This is a genomic window from Limnohabitans sp. (genome assembly GCF_023910625.1).
Classification (GTDB): Bacteria; Pseudomonadota; Gammaproteobacteria; order Burkholderiales; family Burkholderiaceae_C; genus Limnohabitans_A.
Genome location: NZ_JAAVVW010000002.1, coordinates 207,256 through 223,994 on the forward strand (window position 1 = coordinate 207,256; position 16,739 = coordinate 223,994).

Below are 16,739 nucleotides of genomic sequence, written 5' to 3' on the forward strand. Positions count from 1 at the left end.
GCCGGTTGGCCCTTGCACTGGCCGCAAAACGGCGTTGCAGCGCGAGCTATTCCCAAGCGTTACTGCGCTGCCTAGACTTCCGCATCACCCATACAGGACAAACTTAATGCCTCTAACCCGCCTTTCGGTCCCTGATCACTTGAGCGCCCAGCAAGTGCGCGGCTTGGCCGACGCAGTGCACGATGCTCTCGTCGAGTGTTGCGACGTGCCGCAAGGCGACCGGTTCCAGTTGGTCTCGCGTTTCGAGCGCGACCATCTGATCCTCGATCCTAACTTCGGCGACGTGCAACGGACGGCCGACGCATGTGTGATTGAGATCACATTTCTCTCAGGGCACACCGATGCTCAAAAGCGACGGCTCTACAGAGACCTGGCAGCGCGGGCAGCCGGTATCGGCCTCGCGCAAGACGACCTGGTGGTTGGACTGGTGGAGAACGGAGCGATCGACTGGTCGCTCGGAAATGGACGGGCGTACATCGACAAGTGACTAGCAGGCTCGGGTAGTCAGCGCCCCATTTTTCTTCGAATTCCTGCAGCCGCAGCACGGCATCATCCGCAGTTGCGCTGCTGTAGATGGTCTTCAGGTCTGCGGCCACCACTTTGCGCATCTTCCAGCTCACATAGTTCAGGCTGTGGCGCACCATGTGCACCAGACACAGCTGCACCGCCGTTTGCGGATATACAGCCTCTATTGCCTCGGGAAAGCCCTTCAAGCCATCCACGCAGGCGATGAAGATGTCAGCCACGCCCCGGTTCTTGAGCTCCGTGACCACCTGCAGCCAGAACTTGGCCCCTTCGGTCTGGGCAATCCACAGCCCCAGGATTTCCTTCTCGCCAGCCATGTTGATGCCCAAGGCCAGATATACGGCCTTGTTGCGCACCACGCCTGAGTCACGGGTTTTGACGTGGATGCAGTCCAGGTAAACGATCGGGTACAGCGCATCCAGTGGACGCGCCTGCCAAGCCTTGACCTCGTCCATGACGGCATCCGTAACCGATGAGATCAGCGTGGGCGACACCTCGGTGCCATACATTTCCTGGAGATGCCCCTGAATCTCACGTACCGTCATGCCTCGGGCATACAGGGACAAAATCTTGTCATCAAAACCCGTCCAGCGCGTCTGGTGCTTGGGCACGATCTGCGGCTCAAAGCTGGCGTGGCGATCACGGGGGATATCAATGGGCAGCTCGCCAAAGTCGCCTTTGAGGGTCTTTTTGCTTTTGCCGTTGCGGGCATTGCCAGCGGCGTTGGCCACGCTGGCATTCTTGGTGTGACCCAAGTGCTCGGTCATCTCGGCTTCCAAAGCGCGCTCCACAAGGCGCTTGGTCAGCTGCTTGAGCAGGCCGTTCTCGCCGATGAGGTCTTCAGGCTTTTTATAGCCAGCGAGCAGCTGGTCGATCAATTCGTTGCTGACGGTCATGGTTCATCTTTCTTGATGTTCGGCAGTTTCCTGCCATTTGACCGTTTACACAAAATTTAGGACACCCTCCCTTCGGCGGCGAGCAGGCTTGTGGGCAAGCTGGACCGGCTCAGTACCCCGCTAGCTATTGGCTAGTCATGAGTGGCTCCTCGTGGCCGTTAGCTCACCACGAGCTCACTTGGTCCGATGAGTCCTGCCGCTGCATAACGGTCAATGGACTCAGAAAAAATCTTTATTCAAGCAAGTAGCTCAAATCGCCACCAACTGCCGAATGTTCTTCTCCTTCATCTCGCTCCCCGGCCCGCGTGCGATTACCTCGCCACGCTCCATCACCAAATATTGGTCGGCCAGTTCTTCGGCAAAGTCGTAGTACTGCTCGCACAGCAGCACCGCCATGCGCTGGCCTTGCAGGCCCACGTCGGCCAGCTGGCGGATCACGCGGCCAATGTCTTTGATGATGCTGGGCTGGATGTCGAGCGACATCTGTTTGATTATCATTTTGGAGGATGCAAGCCCTCAAATAGGGCATGCTATTTGCTTGATGCCTGCCATTCAATGCACCAAGACGCTCACCCCGCACCAATATGGAACTCACCCCCCGCGAAAAAGACAAGCTGCTGATCTTCACCGCAGGCCTGCTGGCCGAACGCCGCAAGGCCCGCGGTCTTAAGCTCAACTACCCCGAAGCCATTGCCCTGATCAGCGCCGCCGTCATGGAGGGCGCACGCGACGGCAAAACCGTGGCCCAACTGATGAGCGAAGGCCGCACGGTTTTGACACGAGCCGATGTGATGGAGGGCATCGCCGAGATGATCCCCGACATCCAGATCGAAGCCACCTTCCCCGATGGCACCAAATTGGTGACCGTGCACCAACCCATTGTTTGAACTGAGAGCGCCCCGACATGAAAACCTTTGCACCCTCTGCCACCACCGCCTTGGTGCTCGCCTGCCTGCACGCCCCCGTCTGGGCACACGAAGGGCACGGCCTGTGGGGTAGCCATTGGCACGCCACAGACGTTCTCGGTTTTGCAGTCGTCATTGCTTTGGCACTGGGCGCCTGGGTCATCGGCCGTCGCAAGTGAGCCCCGCATGATCCCCGGTGAATTTCTGATCGACCCCGGCCAACACGCTTTGAACGTGGGCCGCCGCACCTGCACGCTGGTGGTGCAAAACGCCAGCGACCGCCCTATCCAAGTGGGCTCGCACTACCACTTTGCCGAGACCAACGCGGGCCTGCGCTTTGACCGCAGCGCCGCGCACGGCATGCGCCTGAACATCGCCTCGGGCATGGCCGTGCGCTTTGAGCCGGGCCAGCAACGCACCGTGGAACTGGTGGACTATGCGGGCGACCGTGTGGTGTATGGCTTTCAGGGCCTGACCCAAGGCGCACTCGACGCGCACAACACACAAGGCAACTGACATGGCCCACATCGACAAACGCGCTTATGCCGAAACCTTTGGCCCCACCGTGGGCGACCGCGTGCGCCTGGCCGACACGGCCTTGGTCATTGAGGTGGAAAAAGACTTCACATTGCAAGCGGGCAGCTATGGTGAAGAGGTCAAGTTCGGTGGTGGCAAAACCATTCGTGATGGCATGGCGCAATCGCAGCGCACCAATCAAGAAGGGGCCATGGACTGCGTGCTCACCAACGCCCTCATCATTGACCACTCGGGCATCGTCAAGGCCGACATCGGTTTGCGCGGCAACCGCATCGCCGCCATCGGCAAGGCGGGCAACCCCGACACACAACCGGGGGTGGACATCGTCATCGGCCCCGGCACCGAGATCATCAGCTGCGAAGGCCTGATCGTGACCGCAGGCGGCATCGACTGCCACATCCATTTCATCTGCCCGCAGCAAATCGACGAGGCCCTGACCAGCGGCGTGACCACCATGATGGGCGGCGGCACCGGCCCTGCCACCGGCACTTTTGCCACCACCTGCACGCCCGGCCCCTTCAACATCGAACGCATGCTGCAAGCGGCCGACGCCTTTCCCATGAACCTGGGGTTCTTTGGCAAGGGCAATGCCAGCCTGCCGGCCGCCTTGCACGAGCAAATCAACGCGGGCGTGATCGGCCTGAAGCTGCACGAAGACTGGGGCAGCACCCCGTCAGCCATCGGCAATTGCCTGGACGTGGCCGACGAGACCGACATCCAGGTGGCCCTGCATTCGGACACGCTCAACGAATCGGGCTATGTGGAAAACACCATCGAGGCGGCTCGGGGACGCGGGCTGTGTGCCTTCCACACCGAAGGCGCAGGCGGTGGCCACGCGCCTGACATCTTGAAGGTGGTGGGCCAGGCGAACTTTTTGCCCAGCTCGACCAACCCGACCATGCCTTTCACGCACAACACGCTGGATGAGCATGTGGACATGCTGATGGTCTGCCACCACCTGGATGCCAGCATCGCCGAAGACCTGGCATTTGCCGAAAGCCGCATCCGCAAGGAAACCATCGCGGCCGAAGACATCCTGCACGACCTGGGCGCCATCAGCATGATGAGCAGCGACAGCCAAGCCATGGGGCGGGTGGGCGAGGTCATCATCCGCACCTGGCAAACGGCGCACAAAATGAAGCAACAGCGCGGCAGCCTGCCCGGCGACACCGCGCGCCACGACAACGCCCGCGTCAAGCGCTACATCGCCAAATACACCATCAACCCCGCCATTGCGCACGGCATCAGCCACGATGTGGGCAGCATCGAAGTGGGCAAGTGGGCCGACCTGGTCATCTGGAAACCCGCCTTCTTTGGCGTCAAGCCATCGCTGGTGCTCAAGGGCGGCTTCATTGCCCTGGCGGCCATGGGCGACCCCAATGCGTCCATCCCCACGCCGCAGCCGGTGCACTACCGCCCCATGTTTGGCAGCTTTGGCGGCTCGCTCACGCGCAGTGCGCTGACCTTCGTTTCCAACGCAGGATTCAAAGCGGGCATTGGCGAGCGTTTTGGTTTGCAAAAACCTTTGTCCGTGGCGCACAACATCCGGAGCGTGCGCAAGCAACACATGGTCCACAATGACTACCTGCCCCACATGGAGGTGGACCCCCAAACCTATGCGGTGCGTGCCGACGGGCAGTTGCTGGTGTGCGAACCCGCCACCAGCCTGCCCATGACCCAACGCTACTTTTTGTTCTGATGATCATTTGCTCCAAACTCATGCCCCAGGGCCGCGGCCTGGCCCGTGTGCTGATCCAACGCGCCAGCACCCTCACCCTGGACTGGGACACCCGCCAAAAAAGCCGCTTTGACGCCACCGACAACCAAGGCCGCGCCTTGGGCGTGTTTTTGCCCCGTGGCGCCGTGGTGCGCGGCGGCGATGTGCTGGTGGCCGAAGACGGCTCGCTGGTGCGGGTGCAAGCCGCGCCGCAAGCCGTGCTGCGCATCACCGCTTGCAGCGAACACGGCTCGCCGTTTGACCTGACCCGCGCGGCCTACCACCTGGGCAACCGCCATGTGCCGATTGAACTTCAACCCGACCACCTGAAGATCGAGCCCGACCATGTGCTGGCCGACATGCTGCGGGCGATGCACATGACGGTGGTGGCAGTGTCGGAACCCTTTGAGCCCGAAAACGGTGCGTATGGCGACCACGGCGCTTCTTCACATGGGCATGGGCATGAACATGGGCACAGTCATGAGCATGGCCACGAACATGGCGATATCGGTCATGCGCACGCAGCCCACGCAGAGCCTCATGTGCACGGGCCCGATTGCCAGCACGAACACGCCACACCGGCCGCCACGCCGACAACTGGCAAGCGCATTGCTATCCCCGTCCGTGCCGCCCCTGCTGAACCGCATGTGCACGGCCCCGGCTGCGGACATGGGCACTGAGACCCAGCCCTCGGGCCTGCTGCAACTGATCTGGCTCGCATCGCCTGCGTTGCCGATCGGCGGCTTCTCGTATTCCGAAGGGCTCGAAGCCGCCATCGAGCAAGGCCTGGTGCACAACGAAGCCACCGCCAGCGACTGGGTGGTGGACCAACTGCACCTGACGCAGTCACGCGGCGACATGGCCGTCATGGCACAAGCCATTCCGGCTTGGCAAGGCATGGACTCACAGCGGTTGCAAGCGCTGAACGATTGGGTGATGGCCACCCGCGAAACCGCCGAAATGCGTTTGCAATCCGAACAAATGGGCCGCTCGCTGCTCGACTGGCTGCGCAACCTGCAGCAAGCCAGTGACGCCCAGCTGCAATGCTGCGCCCAACTGCCCCCCACTTACCCGCTGGCCATGGCGCTGGCTTTGTCTTTGGCACAAGCGCCGCTGGACCAAGCCCTGCAAGCGGTCGCCTTTGGCTGGGCCGAAAACATGACCCAAGCTGCCCTCAAGGCCGTGCCCTTGGGCCAAAGCGCCGGGCAGCGCATGCTGGCGCGCCTGGCCCGCGAAATTCCGCAGGCGGTGCAAACCGCCTTGCACCTCAACGATGAAGACCGCCAGTCCTTCAGCCCCATGTTGGCCATCTTGTCGTCTCGCCACGAAACCCAATACTCCCGGATCTTCCGATCATGAACACCTCGTCTGCACTGCACCACATCCCGAACCGCACCAAAAAACTGCCACCCCTGCGCGTGGGCATCGGCGGGCCTGTGGGCTCCGGCAAAACCACGCTGCTCGAGATGCTGTGCAAAAACATGCGCGAGCGCTGGGACTTGATCGCCATCACCAACGACATCTACACCAAGGAAGACCAGCGCTTGCTGACGGTGAGCGGCGCGCTGGCCGCCGAGCGCATCATGGGCGTGGAAACCGGTGGCTGCCCGCACACGGCCATCCGCGAAGACGCGTCCATCAACCTCGAAGCCATTGACCGCATGCTGGAAAAATTTCCGAACGCCGACGTGGTCTTCATCGAGAGCGGCGGCGACAACCTGGCTGCCACCTTCAGCCCTGAATTGAGCGACCTGACCATCTACGTGATCGACGTGGCCGCTGGTGAAAAAATCCCGCGCAAAGGCGGCCCTGGCATCACCAAAAGCGATCTATTCGTCATCAACAAAACCGACCTCGCCCCGCATGTGGGGGCCGATCTTCAAGTCATGCGCGACGACACCCACCGCATGCGCCCCAACCCCGAGACACGCCCGTGGGTGATGACCAACCTCAAAACGCTCGATGGCCTCGCCCAAGTGGTGGCCTTCATTGAAAAACGGGGCATGCTGGGCAGCACCTGAGTCTCATTTGCCACGTCATGCGCTTGCACCCCGAACCAGAGGGTTTAAATCGCTACAATCTCATCCCAAGGAAGCGTGGCAGAGTGGTCGATTGCACCGGTCTTGAAAACCGGCGACTTGAAAAGGTCCGTGAGTTCGAATCTCACCGCTTCCGCCACTTATCACGGTTCTTCCAAACGTTTATCGTTCACGCAATGCTTCATTGACCGATTGCAAGGGCCTGAAAAGATATTCAAGAACAGTTTTCTGACCTGTTTTGATTTCAACGGTGGCAGTCATGCCAGGTGTGGCGTCCATGCGCATGCCATGACGATCCAGCCGACTGTCGATGATGCGCACCAGGATGCGGTAGTAGCCTTCTTCCAAATTGACTGGTGCATCGCCAGGTCTGTGGGGCTTGTTCTCGTCGCGCAGGGTGTCGGCGCTGATGTGGTCCAACACGGCTTCCAGGCCGCCGTACTTGTTGAAGTCATAGGCAGTCAACTTCACGATGGCAGGCTGGTTCACCTTGAGGAAAGCCACTTCAGAGGGTTTGACATAGGCTTCGACCAACATGTCGTCCTTGACAGGTATGATTTCCAAGATGCTTTGACCGCTCTGGATGACTGAGCCCAGTGTGGTTTGTTGCACGTATTTCACAATGCCGTCCATTGGTGCCCGGATCACGGTTTTCTTGAAGGCGTCTTCCCTTGCCAGAGCGTTTTCTCGGGTTTGTGAAAGTTCTGACTCCACGCGAACCCATTCGTTGCTGGCATCGGTCAGGTATCGATTGCGTCGTTCCGCGACACGCGATTGCATATCGGCATATTGACGCCTCAGACGCAGCAATTCGACCTCGGACATCACCCCTTGCTCTACCAAGGGCTCGGTCAAGCTGAGTTCTCTGGACAGCTGCGATAAGGACTGTTGCATGGCCGCCATTTCTTCGTTGAGCGCCTGTTTGCGCGCGTGGTAGGCCTGGGTTTCTCGCCGAATTACCGATGATTCGCTTTTGACATGGTTCGGAAATTGAATAGGCGTTCCATAGGCTTCGGCCTGCAGCCGCGCAGCCTGAGCCGAGAGAGCGATCCATTTGACTCTTGCCTCACGAAACACCGGGCCCGCGCGGGCATCATCGATGCGGAGCAAGACTTGGTCTTTGACCACCGCATCTCCCTCGCGCACCAGCAACTCGGCCAGCACTCCGGAGTCCAGGCTCTGGATCACTTGCTCGCGGCTAGAGGGAATGACCTTACCCGTACCGCGTGTGATTTCTTCCAAACTGAAAGTGGCTGCCCAAAACAATGCTGCAACCAGAGCTACACCGATGATGACAACCAGATTGCGACTGGTTCGACGTTCATCGTCTTCGATGCTCGATCGGGTTGAGGCCGTAGATGGCTTGTGGCTTTTTTGGGAAATGGACATCTTGACTCCTGAGGTCTTCAAACAGCGGCGGGGGCCACAGGCGAGGTCGGTGTTGCCGCCTCAAAATCCGTCTGGGCTGTTGCGCGGGAAGTTTTTCCCGCCGCAGGTTTCATGCGAACACCTGTCGAAAGCTTCTCGAGTACTGCTTCACGCGGGCCATCGAGCAGCAACTGACCCTGATCGATCAGAGCGACACGTTCGACCCAGGTCAGCAACTGCAGCCGATGAGTCGACAACACCATGGTGCGGCCTTCCAGCCACGTTCCCAAAACCTGAATGACTTTGGCTTCGGTGGTTTGGTCCATCATGGATGTGGGTTCGTCTAGGAACACCAGCGCCGGGTCGCGCAGCATCAAGCGTGCAATCGCCAGCAACTGTCTCTGTCCGCCCGACAGGCCTCCACCCGCCTCGGTCAACGGCATGTCCAGACCTCGGGGGTGACTTGCCACCACGTTGTACATGTCCAGTTTTTGCAGCACTTCGATGATCCTCGCGTCACTGATCCAACTGTCCGACAACACCAGGTTGTCACGCAGCGACCCCAGAAAAAGCTGCGCTTCCTGGCTGACGTAGCCCAGCCGGCTGCGCAACTCGGCGGGTTCGATTTGCTGTAGGTCCACTCCGTCCACAGACACACGTCCGCCCAGCGGCGTGTACAAGCCAGCCAACAGGCGCAGCAGGGTGCTTTTTCCGCTGCCAATCCGACCCAACAGTGCCAGGTGTTCCCCGGCCGCCAGGTTGATGGACAGATTGCGGATCACCGGGATCTGGTGCTCTCCCGGGTAAGCGAATTCCAGACCTTCGGCACGCAGTCCTCCCGATATTTTTTCGGGTACCACATAGCGGCGTTCGCCATCGCGATCGCGTGGTCTTTTCATCAGGGCATCCAGCGTGTCGAGTGCGGTGCTAGCTTGCTGGTAGCGTGCGGCAAGGGCCATGATGCTGCCCAAAGGCGAGATGGCCCTCCCCGCCAGAATGACCGAGGCAATCAGGCCCCCCAAGGTAAGGGCGTTGTTGCCAATCAGATAGACGCCATAGACCACCATGCCCACCGTCACCAACTGTTGCATGGAGGCTGTCATGCCCAGCATGAGGTTGGTGAGTGAACGGGTTTTTTTGTACGAATCGGTTGCTGCCAAATTGGCGTTTTCCCAGCGCCTTTGGAGATAGCTTTCAGCGTTGTGGGCTTTGAGCATTTCAAGATTGAGTAGGGATTCGACCAATACGCTTTGCTTATCGCCACTTTCCTTCATGTTCTCGCGCATGGCCCGCATCAGGGGTCTTTGCGCCCACAGGCCCACGATCAGCAAAATCGGTACAGCTGCTGCAGGTATCCAGGCAATAGGACCACCAATGACGCCGATCAGGATGATGAACATCAGGATGAAGGGCATGTCCACCACCAACACCATGGAGGCGGAAGACATGAAGTCTCTTAACGCTTCAAAGTCTCTCATGGAGCTGGCAAAAATGCCGATTGACTGTGGCCGGTGTTCGAGTCGGATGGTCATGATCTCGCGCAGCAGCAAGGCGTTCAGGCTCAAGTCAGCCTTGCGACCCGCAAGATCGACCAGTCTTGCCTTGAGCCAGCGCGTACCGAATTCCAGCAAAATCGCCGCCGTGGTGCCTATGGCAAGGGTCCACAGCGAGGTGTAGGCTTGGGTAGGCACCACACGGTCATACACGTTCATGGCAAAGAAAATGGTCGCCAGCGTAAGCACGTTGGCCACCACAGCGGCCATGATGGATTCGATGTAAAACCCTTTGTAGCGCCACACCGTGTTCCAGAACCAGGCCAGAGCTTCGCCCTTGAAGGGCACCATCTGCTGGGCCGATGTTTGTGCTGCGGGTTTGACCACCAAAATTTCACCATAGGCTAGGCGTTGCAACTCGTCCATGGACATGGCAATTTCGGTCATGCCGGTGTCTGCCATCAGGAGTTTGACCGTTTGTCCGCCCACTGACACCAGCACGGCTGCCCGACCATCCACGAAAGGGACGATGACCGGTAGCACATAACTGGGTAACTGATGCAGGTTGGTGCGTGACCAGACGGCGATCATGCCGTGCAAGCGGGCCAGTTCGGGGTAGGAATTCATGGGAATTCGCCCTTCCTCATCCAACGCGAAACCAGCCCGCAGAGCCGAGAGATGGACCTCGCGGTCAATCCGTTTGGCGGTCAAGGCCAGACAAACCAGCAAGGGGTCACGCTCGTGAGGGTGGGGGTTTACGATTGCTGAGGGCATGGTCGGTTCACCGAACAGACTTTTGGCATCGGTGGCTGGAAAGGATATTGCGTCCATCGATTACTCCAGATTTGAAGGGGACGTTGAATCGGTTTCAGACTGGCTCAGGACCTGAACACGAAGAGGGCTTAGGGTGTTTGTGTGTAAATGATGGATGTCGATGGTCGCAGGCCGAGCCGTTGGCAAGGCAGCAGCGGCTGCGATTTTGTAGGCATTGGCGAGTTGTCCGAGATGGGCCAGGATACGTACCTGTGACAGAAGCGACTCATTCAGGGCGGTCGCTGTGTTGCTTTTGTAGGTGTAAAGATCGCTTTGAATATTCAATAAATCCAGCAAGGATCGCCGTCCTGCGCGGAACTGCTGTTCATATCCGTAAGCCAGGGTTTGCGCTGTGCGTGTTTGCTCCTTTCCCATGTCAGCTCGTTGGCCTGATAGTTGCCAGTTGGCCCATGAAGAAGCCAATTGCTCATTGAGGATCAGTCGTGTCTCAAGCAGGTCGGCTTCAAGTGACCGAAGGTTGGCCATAGCCACGCCCACAGCACCTTGCGCGGTACCGCCGTCGATCAAGGGCACGTTCAATTGAAGCTGCGTGACGAACAGACCTTGGGCCAATCCGGGGGGGATTGATTTCGCATGGGAGAGGTTGACGGTGGGCGCCCCTTGTGCCCGGGCATACCGGACGCTGGCCAGTGCAGCCTCTCGTTGCGCCAGCAGCCTGGCAATCACAGGATGCTCATCGTTCAGATCGGCTTGTGCCCGAGCCAGAGTTGGGTAAGGTATGGTGGGCGAAAATTCCAGGCCGCTGGGTTCGGGCGGGGCGGGCGCCATGATCATCCGAGCGAGGCGCTCAGCCGCCAGGCGCATGTCGATTTCGCTTCTGATCATGCTCAACTTGGCATTGTCAAAACGCACCTGGGCTTGATTCAGATCGATGCGGCGGCCTGGATCTACCCGGGTGATGATCTGAAAATCGTTCAGAATTTTTTCATGGGCATTCAGGTTTTCCCTGGCCAGCACAGTCATCTTCATGTGATGAGCCCATTGCAGGTAGGCCTCGCTGGTGAACAGCGCCACATCGTCACGCGTGATGGATTCCTGATTTTGACTGGCTCTGGCCTGCGCTTGCGAGCGTTCAACATCGGATTGAATGCGGCCGCCAGACCACAGGTTCAGACTCAGCACAGGTGTCTGGATCCAGCGATTAGGCAGACCATCGTTGCGGTAATCGTTATAGGAGCCGGACCAGGACAGTTGCGGCCAATGTGCGCCTTGAGCTCTTGTGATGTCTGATTTCGCGGCTTCGGTTTTATAGCGCGATGATGCAATGCTGGGGTAACGTTCCAACGCCATAGATATGGCCTCTTGAAGACTTTGTGACCAGCATCCCATTGGGAGCAATACCGCAGCCAAACAAACCATGCATTTTTTTAATTGGCGCATAAAACTCCTGTTTTGAATCGTCGATATGCAAGTCAGAGCGCGCCATGTCGTCACCATTGCAGTTCATCAGCTTAGATAGATCAGGCGACTTCGCACATCCCTTAAAACCGATAGTGGTGTTACCGATAAAGCGGTAACCATAAAAAAGGGCAAGCTATCAGGCTTGCCCTTACAACATCCGCTTCCCCTCTGGTTGTCAGGGGTTCTTGTTGTTCAATGTTCCCACTCAAACACCCAAGTAGTAGGCGTTGTCGATGTCCAGCACCAAAGGCATGCTGGCCACCGCCACTGCGGCATCTCCTGATTGCTGACCTGCGGCCCATGCAGCATCCGTGAAGATGAACTCTGCAGAGGCACCCACAGCCAGATTTCCGAAGGAGTATGAGGTGCCAGCTGCAGCACCATTCAGGTCATAAACCGCATCGGTCAGCGTGACGTCTGCCAGTGTGATGTTGCCGGTGTTGCTCACCGTGTAGCGGAATTGTGGATCAATGTCCAAGCTTGACGAAAGCACCGGACCCGTCTCGGTGTTCGCATCCAGCCAGGTCACGCCGTTGTCCACCGACACGTACTTCGTCAGGTCAATGCCCGGTTGGTAGACCACCGTCACGCCTTCCGCGTCGACAAAGGAAGGGGTTTCGTTGGTGTCTGCAATGGCCGTGTTGGTGAGAACTCCATCGCCTCCGGCATTGCTGTCCAAGTCGGCCTGTGTCAGCACATAGCTGGAGTTGTAGACCACCGTGGCGCCAGGTGCCAACGAAGCGAGCGACTCGCTCATGCCGTTCAGATCATCGACCACCGTCAGGTTAGTCAAGGTCACGCTGCCTTCGTTCTTAACGGTAAAGACATAGTTCAACACATCACCTGCGGCATCGGCGAGGGAATTTCCGTTGCCTCCGTTGATGCTGACAATGCGCTTGTCAAACGCCATGCCAATGCTGCGCAGGATCGGGACCGATTCAATATCACTGATTGGCGTGGTCTGGGCCGAATCCGCTATCGCGATGTTGTCGATGTAGCCATCACCGCCACCGTTGTTGTCCAGATCAGCCTGGGTCAGCGTGTAGCTGGTCAGGTAGGTCTGGGTTTGGCCGGGTATCAAGGTCAGACCCGCCACATTCAGGCCAGTCAACGGTTCATTGACAGACACATCGGTCAAGGTCACATTGCTTGGGTTGGCCACCACAATGCGGTAGTTCAGCAGATCGCCCACGGCATCGACAAGGTTGTTGCCGTTGCCGCCTGTGACATTGAGGAAAGTCTTGTCCAGGAACAAAACGGGTGTCCGGATCAGTTGCACTGTCTCGTTGTCCTGAGTAGGCTCGGTCTGGTCTGAATCCACTGTTGTGGAGTTCTCGATGTAGCCATTGCCACCACCGTTGCTGTCCAGATCGTCCTGAGTCAGCGTGTAACTGGTCAGGTAGTTCTGGTTCGCGCCAGGCGCCAACGAGGCAATCGTCTGGCTCAGCCCTGTCAAGTCATCGTAGACGGTGACGTTGGTCAGGGTGACGGTGCCTGCATTGAAGACGTTGATGGAGTAGTTCAGTATCTCACTGGCCTGGTCTGCAAAACCGTTGTTGTTGCCGCCGGTGACACCTGTGACGTTCTTTTCAACACCCAGTCCGATGGTGCGCAACAAGGGGCTCGATTCGGTGTCCGACAGAGCTGCAGTCTGGTCGGAATCCGCCGTCGCTGTGTTGTCGTGGTACCCGTCACCATCGCCGTTGCTGTCCACATCGGCTTGGGTCAGCGTGTAGCTGGAGTTGAGAACCGCTGTTTCGCCGGGCTCCAGGGTCAGGCCCGTCACATTAAGGCCGGTGGAAGGGTCCAACACCGACACCCCGGTCAAGGTGATGTTGCCTTCGTTAGCGACAGTGACGTTGTACAAAAGCACATCGCCAGCAGCATCCAAGATGGTGTTACCGTTGCCGCCGGTCACACTCACCAAGGCCTTGTTCAGTGACAGCGAAGGGCGTGGCAGCAACTGAATGGGCTCGATATCGCTCACTGGGCCAGTTTGTGCGCTGTCGGCTGTGGCGGTGTTTTCGACGTATCCATCACCGCCGCCATTGCTGTCCAGGTCCTGCTGCGTCAATGTGTAACTGGTCAGGTAGGTCTGGCTTTGTCCGGGGGACAGGGTCACACCCACGACATTCATGCCGGTGAGGACATCGGTAATGGTCACATCGGTCAGGGTCATGTTGCCGGGGTTGGAAACCGTGATGGTGTAATTGAGCAGATCGCCAGGGGCGTCTGCTGCGATGTTGCCGTTGCCACCGGTGATGCTGGCAATGGCTTTGTCCACTGCGATGAAGGGGGCCTGTTCCACAGCCACCGAAGCATCATCAGTGTCGGGGCCTGACTGGTCCGAGTCGGCAGTGGCCAAGTTGACGATAGGAGTACCGGCGTCGATCTCGGCTTGCGTGACGACGTGGCTGGCGGTGTAGGACCAGGTCTCACCCACATCCAGCTCACCATCGGCAGAAGCGGCATCGGCGACCAGCGCGAGGTTGCTGATGAATGGGTCAGAAACCAACACGCCTGTGAGCGTCTGGTTGCCGGTGTTGCTGACAGCGATGGTGTAGTTGATGACTTCACCAGCAGCGTTGGCGGTGCCACCTGTGACAGAAGCATCTTTGACGATGTTCAGGCTGGCAGATTGCTCCACAGCGACAGAAGCGTCATCGGTATCAGGACCTGTCTGCTCAGAGTCGGCAGTTGCCAAGTTGACGATAGGAGTACCGGCGTCGATCTCGGCTTGCGTGACGACGTGGCTGGCGGTGTAGGACCAGGTCTCACCCACATCCAGCTCACCATCGGCAGAGGCTGCGTCAGCGACCAGTGTGAGGTTGCTGATGAATGGGTCAGAAACCAACACACCTGTGAGCGTCTGGTTGCCGGTGTTTTGCACGCTGATGGTGTAGTCGATGACTTCGCCTGCGGCGTTGGCGGTGCCACCTGTGACAGAAGCATCTTTGACGATGTTCAGGCTGGCAGATTGCTCCACAGCGACAGAAGCGTCATCGGTGTCTGGGTCAGTCTGGTTGGAGTCGGCAGTGGCCAAGTTGACGATGGGTGTACCGGCGTCGATCTCGGCTTGCGTCACCACATGGGTGCCAGTCCAAGTCCAAGTTTCGCCCACATCCAATTCACCATCGGAGGAAGCGGCGTTGGGCACCAGAGTCAAGTCACTGATCATTGGGTCAGCCACCGTCACACCTGTCAGCATCTGGTTGCCCGTATTTTGTACAGTGATGGTGTAGCTGATGACTTCGCCAGCCACGTTGGCGGTACCGCCAGGGACTGTGGCATCTTTGACAATGTTGAGCGCTGGCATCAGCTGCTGGTTGCCAAAATCCACATCCATGAATTTGGGGGACATGGCAGTGATCACAATGCCAAGGGGGTTGAGTGTGGTTTGCACCCAACCCGTTTGCTGGACTTCTCGCACCACATAGGCGTCGTTATCAGGGTCCGTTGGATCGGCATCGGGTGTGACCGAGAAGCTGTAACGGCCTTGAGCATCTGTGATGGTGGAGCGCTCGCCAGCGTCCAGCACGCCATCGGCATCCTTGTCTAGGAAGATGGTCCAACTGGCCATACCGACTTCGTCGTCTGCTGTGCCTGCAACATTGTCGATGCCATCGGCATCCCGGGCGCCGTTACCGTCCATGTCATTGAACTTCATGCCGCTTATTTCGCCATCGATAATGGCGGAGGTCATCAGCTGAAGCGACATGGCCCCTTTGCCACCGATGTCGACGGTGGTCTGCAATGAGCCTCCCGTCCAAGCTGTTGCCCCCAGAGTCGGGCCACTGCCTTGGTCGGGCACTGCGCCGGGATTGGCGATCATCAGGCCGTACTGGATCTCGGCACCACCGGTTTTTGTGGTGGAGCCCGTGTAGATGAAGGTGATGGTGACTTGCCCATCCATCGTGCCGCCGACTGTAGTGGTGTAAGTGACCTGACTCACATCGGTGATGTTGGCGTTGACCGTCTGGAAGTTGCCCAGAGTGCCGCCCCCGTTGTCAAAGATGACGTCTTCTGTGGTTGCGATGCCAGCAAAGTTGGTGGGGTCGCGGTCCACATCGGGCGAAGTCATGAACAAGAAGCCACCAGCATTCGTGTTGGCCTGGTAGTAGTTGTAGGTCACATTGAAGGAGTAGCTCTGACCGTTGACCAATGGTTGGCTGTTGCTCGCTGTGTAGTAAAAGACGTGGGGAACGACTTCGCCCTCGAAGTAATCCGATTTGCTATCTGACAAGATGTTGTTGTTCCATTCGGCTTTGGTGCCGCTTGCTGCATCGCCATCGGCCCAGTGCTGATAGACCTTGTCGACTTTGCTGGATATGGGATCACCCGTGCGCGCGGGAGAGTCAAGCGATGCTGATGCATTGAAGGCTTTGGATTCGCTCTGTGAAACGTCGAGATTGCCTAAGAGCTTGTTTGTCTTTGAAAGGAACCAAGGGGAGTTGCTGTCTGGACTGGCCAATGCATTGACTTGCCCGTACAGCGAGTTATTGCCTGAATTGCCTTCGTCGTCGAGGGCATTCCGAGAAGAAGGATTTTTCCCTGTTGTGATTTTTTGAGCCATGGTGAACTCCAAGTGTCAACCAAGCTGGTGGTCGACTTGTGTTGATTAAATTCCCTATTGGGGAGCTGCAAACTTCTGATTTGCAGTAAGACCATGATGCTGTGATTAATCTTGCTGTACATCCAACAGTCGAAGTATTCATTTGGATAGGTGCTCCATGAGTGGGTTCTTCTGCTCAAACCGAAGAACCAGTGCCTGATGGCTTCGCCTTCTGCGCCTGATGTGGTCGCGCGGATCAACAAGCACAGCCTGACGCCCTGATCCAAGGGATCAACCGATGACGCGCCAAGCTTCTGTGGTTTACACAACGCACGCTCAATGACTTCAGTCAAAACCAGGCCGCACGAGAGTTACGCTTGAGCGTGCTCTCGAAAAGCCAGTGGATATGGAGGGTATTTGGTCGAACTGTGTTGAACACCAAGGTCGACGTCCGGCCCGGTTTTGGGAGCAA

13 protein-coding genes, 1 tRNA gene and 2 pseudogenes are annotated in these 16,739 nt (G+C 58.2%); 9 read left to right on the forward strand and 7 right to left on the reverse strand.

Going from position 1 to position 16,739, the window contains the following annotated elements; translation table 11 throughout:
- Window positions 1-106 precede the first annotated feature (106 nt).
- Window positions 107-487: a tautomerase family protein gene (locus tag HEQ17_RS15960; RefSeq protein WP_366938000.1), complete on the forward strand. Its 381-nt coding sequence runs from the start codon at window positions 107-109 to the stop codon at window positions 485-487.
- 13 nt (window positions 488-500) lie between these two features.
- On the opposite strand, the pseudogene HEQ17_RS01095 reads toward HEQ17_RS15960, so the two are convergent.
- Window positions 501-1,421, reverse strand: a pseudogene (locus tag HEQ17_RS01095) (IS256 family transposase); the annotation flags it as partial.
- 249 nt (window positions 1,422-1,670) lie between these two features.
- Window positions 1,671-1,919, reverse strand: a pseudogene (locus tag HEQ17_RS01100) (ABC transporter ATP-binding protein); the annotation flags it as partial.
- An 86-nt stretch (window positions 1,920-2,005) separates the two neighbouring features.
- On the opposite strand from HEQ17_RS01100, the gene ureA reads away from it, so the two are divergent.
- The 8 genes from ureA (at window position 2,006) to HEQ17_RS01140 (ending at window position 6,758) form a co-directional block, all read left to right on the forward strand.
- Window positions 2,006-2,308 (forward strand): urease subunit gamma, encoded by a 303-nt coding sequence (gene ureA, locus HEQ17_RS01105; protein WP_296290867.1) that lies wholly within the window; start codon window positions 2,006-2,008, stop codon window positions 2,306-2,308.
- 17 nt (window positions 2,309-2,325) lie between these two features.
- Entirely contained in the window at window positions 2,326-2,505 is a 180-nt protein-coding gene (locus HEQ17_RS01110) for a hypothetical protein (RefSeq protein ID WP_296290868.1), read from the forward strand.
- A gap of 7 nt (window positions 2,506-2,512) precedes the next feature.
- Entirely contained in the window at window positions 2,513-2,842 is a 330-nt protein-coding gene (locus tag HEQ17_RS01115) for an urease subunit beta (protein WP_296290869.1), read from the forward strand.
- Between the two features lies 1 nt (window position 2,843).
- Window positions 2,844-4,562 carry an urease subunit alpha gene (gene ureC / locus HEQ17_RS01120; RefSeq protein WP_296290870.1) on the forward strand — a complete coding sequence of 573 codons (1,719 nt, stop codon included), beginning with the start codon at window positions 2,844-2,846 and terminating at the stop codon, window positions 4,560-4,562.
- The gene (ureE, locus tag HEQ17_RS01125) at window positions 4,562-5,260 is read left to right on the forward strand and encodes an urease accessory protein UreE (protein ID WP_296290871.1); all 699 of its coding nucleotides are present in this window, start codon (window positions 4,562-4,564) and stop codon (window positions 5,258-5,260) included. The genes ureC and ureE overlap by 1 nt, the downstream gene beginning before the upstream one ends.
- The gene (locus tag HEQ17_RS01130; RefSeq protein ID WP_296290872.1) at window positions 5,250-5,939 is read left to right on the forward strand and encodes an urease accessory UreF family protein; all 690 of its coding nucleotides are present in this window, start codon (window positions 5,250-5,252) and stop codon (window positions 5,937-5,939) included. The genes ureE and HEQ17_RS01130 overlap by 11 nt, the downstream gene beginning before the upstream one ends.
- The gene (ureG, locus tag HEQ17_RS01135) at window positions 5,936-6,601 is read left to right on the forward strand and encodes an urease accessory protein UreG (RefSeq protein WP_296290873.1); all 666 of its coding nucleotides are present in this window, start codon (window positions 5,936-5,938) and stop codon (window positions 6,599-6,601) included. The genes HEQ17_RS01130 and ureG overlap by 4 nt, the downstream gene beginning before the upstream one ends.
- 69 nt (window positions 6,602-6,670) lie before the next feature.
- Window positions 6,671-6,758, forward strand: a tRNA-Ser gene (locus HEQ17_RS01140).
- A gap of 23 nt (window positions 6,759-6,781) precedes the next feature.
- On the opposite strand, the gene HEQ17_RS01145 is transcribed toward HEQ17_RS01140, so the two are convergent.
- From HEQ17_RS01145 to HEQ17_RS01165, 5 genes are all read right to left on the reverse strand, one after another.
- On the reverse strand, window positions 6,782-8,008 hold the full coding sequence (locus HEQ17_RS01145) for an HlyD family efflux transporter periplasmic adaptor subunit (RefSeq protein ID WP_296290874.1): 1,227 nt from the start codon (window positions 8,006-8,008) through the stop codon (window positions 6,782-6,784).
- A 17-nt stretch (window positions 8,009-8,025) separates the two neighbouring features.
- Window positions 8,026-10,311: a type I secretion system permease/ATPase gene (locus HEQ17_RS01150; RefSeq protein WP_296290875.1), complete on the reverse strand. Its 2,286-nt coding sequence runs from the start codon at window positions 10,309-10,311 to the stop codon at window positions 8,026-8,028.
- Between the two features lie 3 nt (window positions 10,312-10,314).
- The gene (locus HEQ17_RS01155) at window positions 10,315-11,604 is read right to left on the reverse strand and encodes a TolC family protein (RefSeq protein ID WP_296290876.1); all 1,290 of its coding nucleotides are present in this window, start codon (window positions 11,602-11,604) and stop codon (window positions 10,315-10,317) included.
- Window positions 11,561-11,740 carry a hypothetical protein gene (locus tag HEQ17_RS01160; protein ID WP_296290877.1) on the reverse strand — a complete coding sequence of 60 codons (180 nt, stop codon included), beginning with the start codon at window positions 11,738-11,740 and terminating at the stop codon, window positions 11,561-11,563. Before HEQ17_RS01160 ends, HEQ17_RS01155 begins: the two co-directional genes overlap by 44 nt.
- 180 nt (window positions 11,741-11,920) lie before the next feature.
- Entirely contained in the window at window positions 11,921-16,288 is a 4,368-nt protein-coding gene (locus tag HEQ17_RS01165) for a hypothetical protein (RefSeq protein ID WP_296290878.1), read from the reverse strand.
- Window positions 16,289-16,739: the final 451 nt, after the last annotated feature.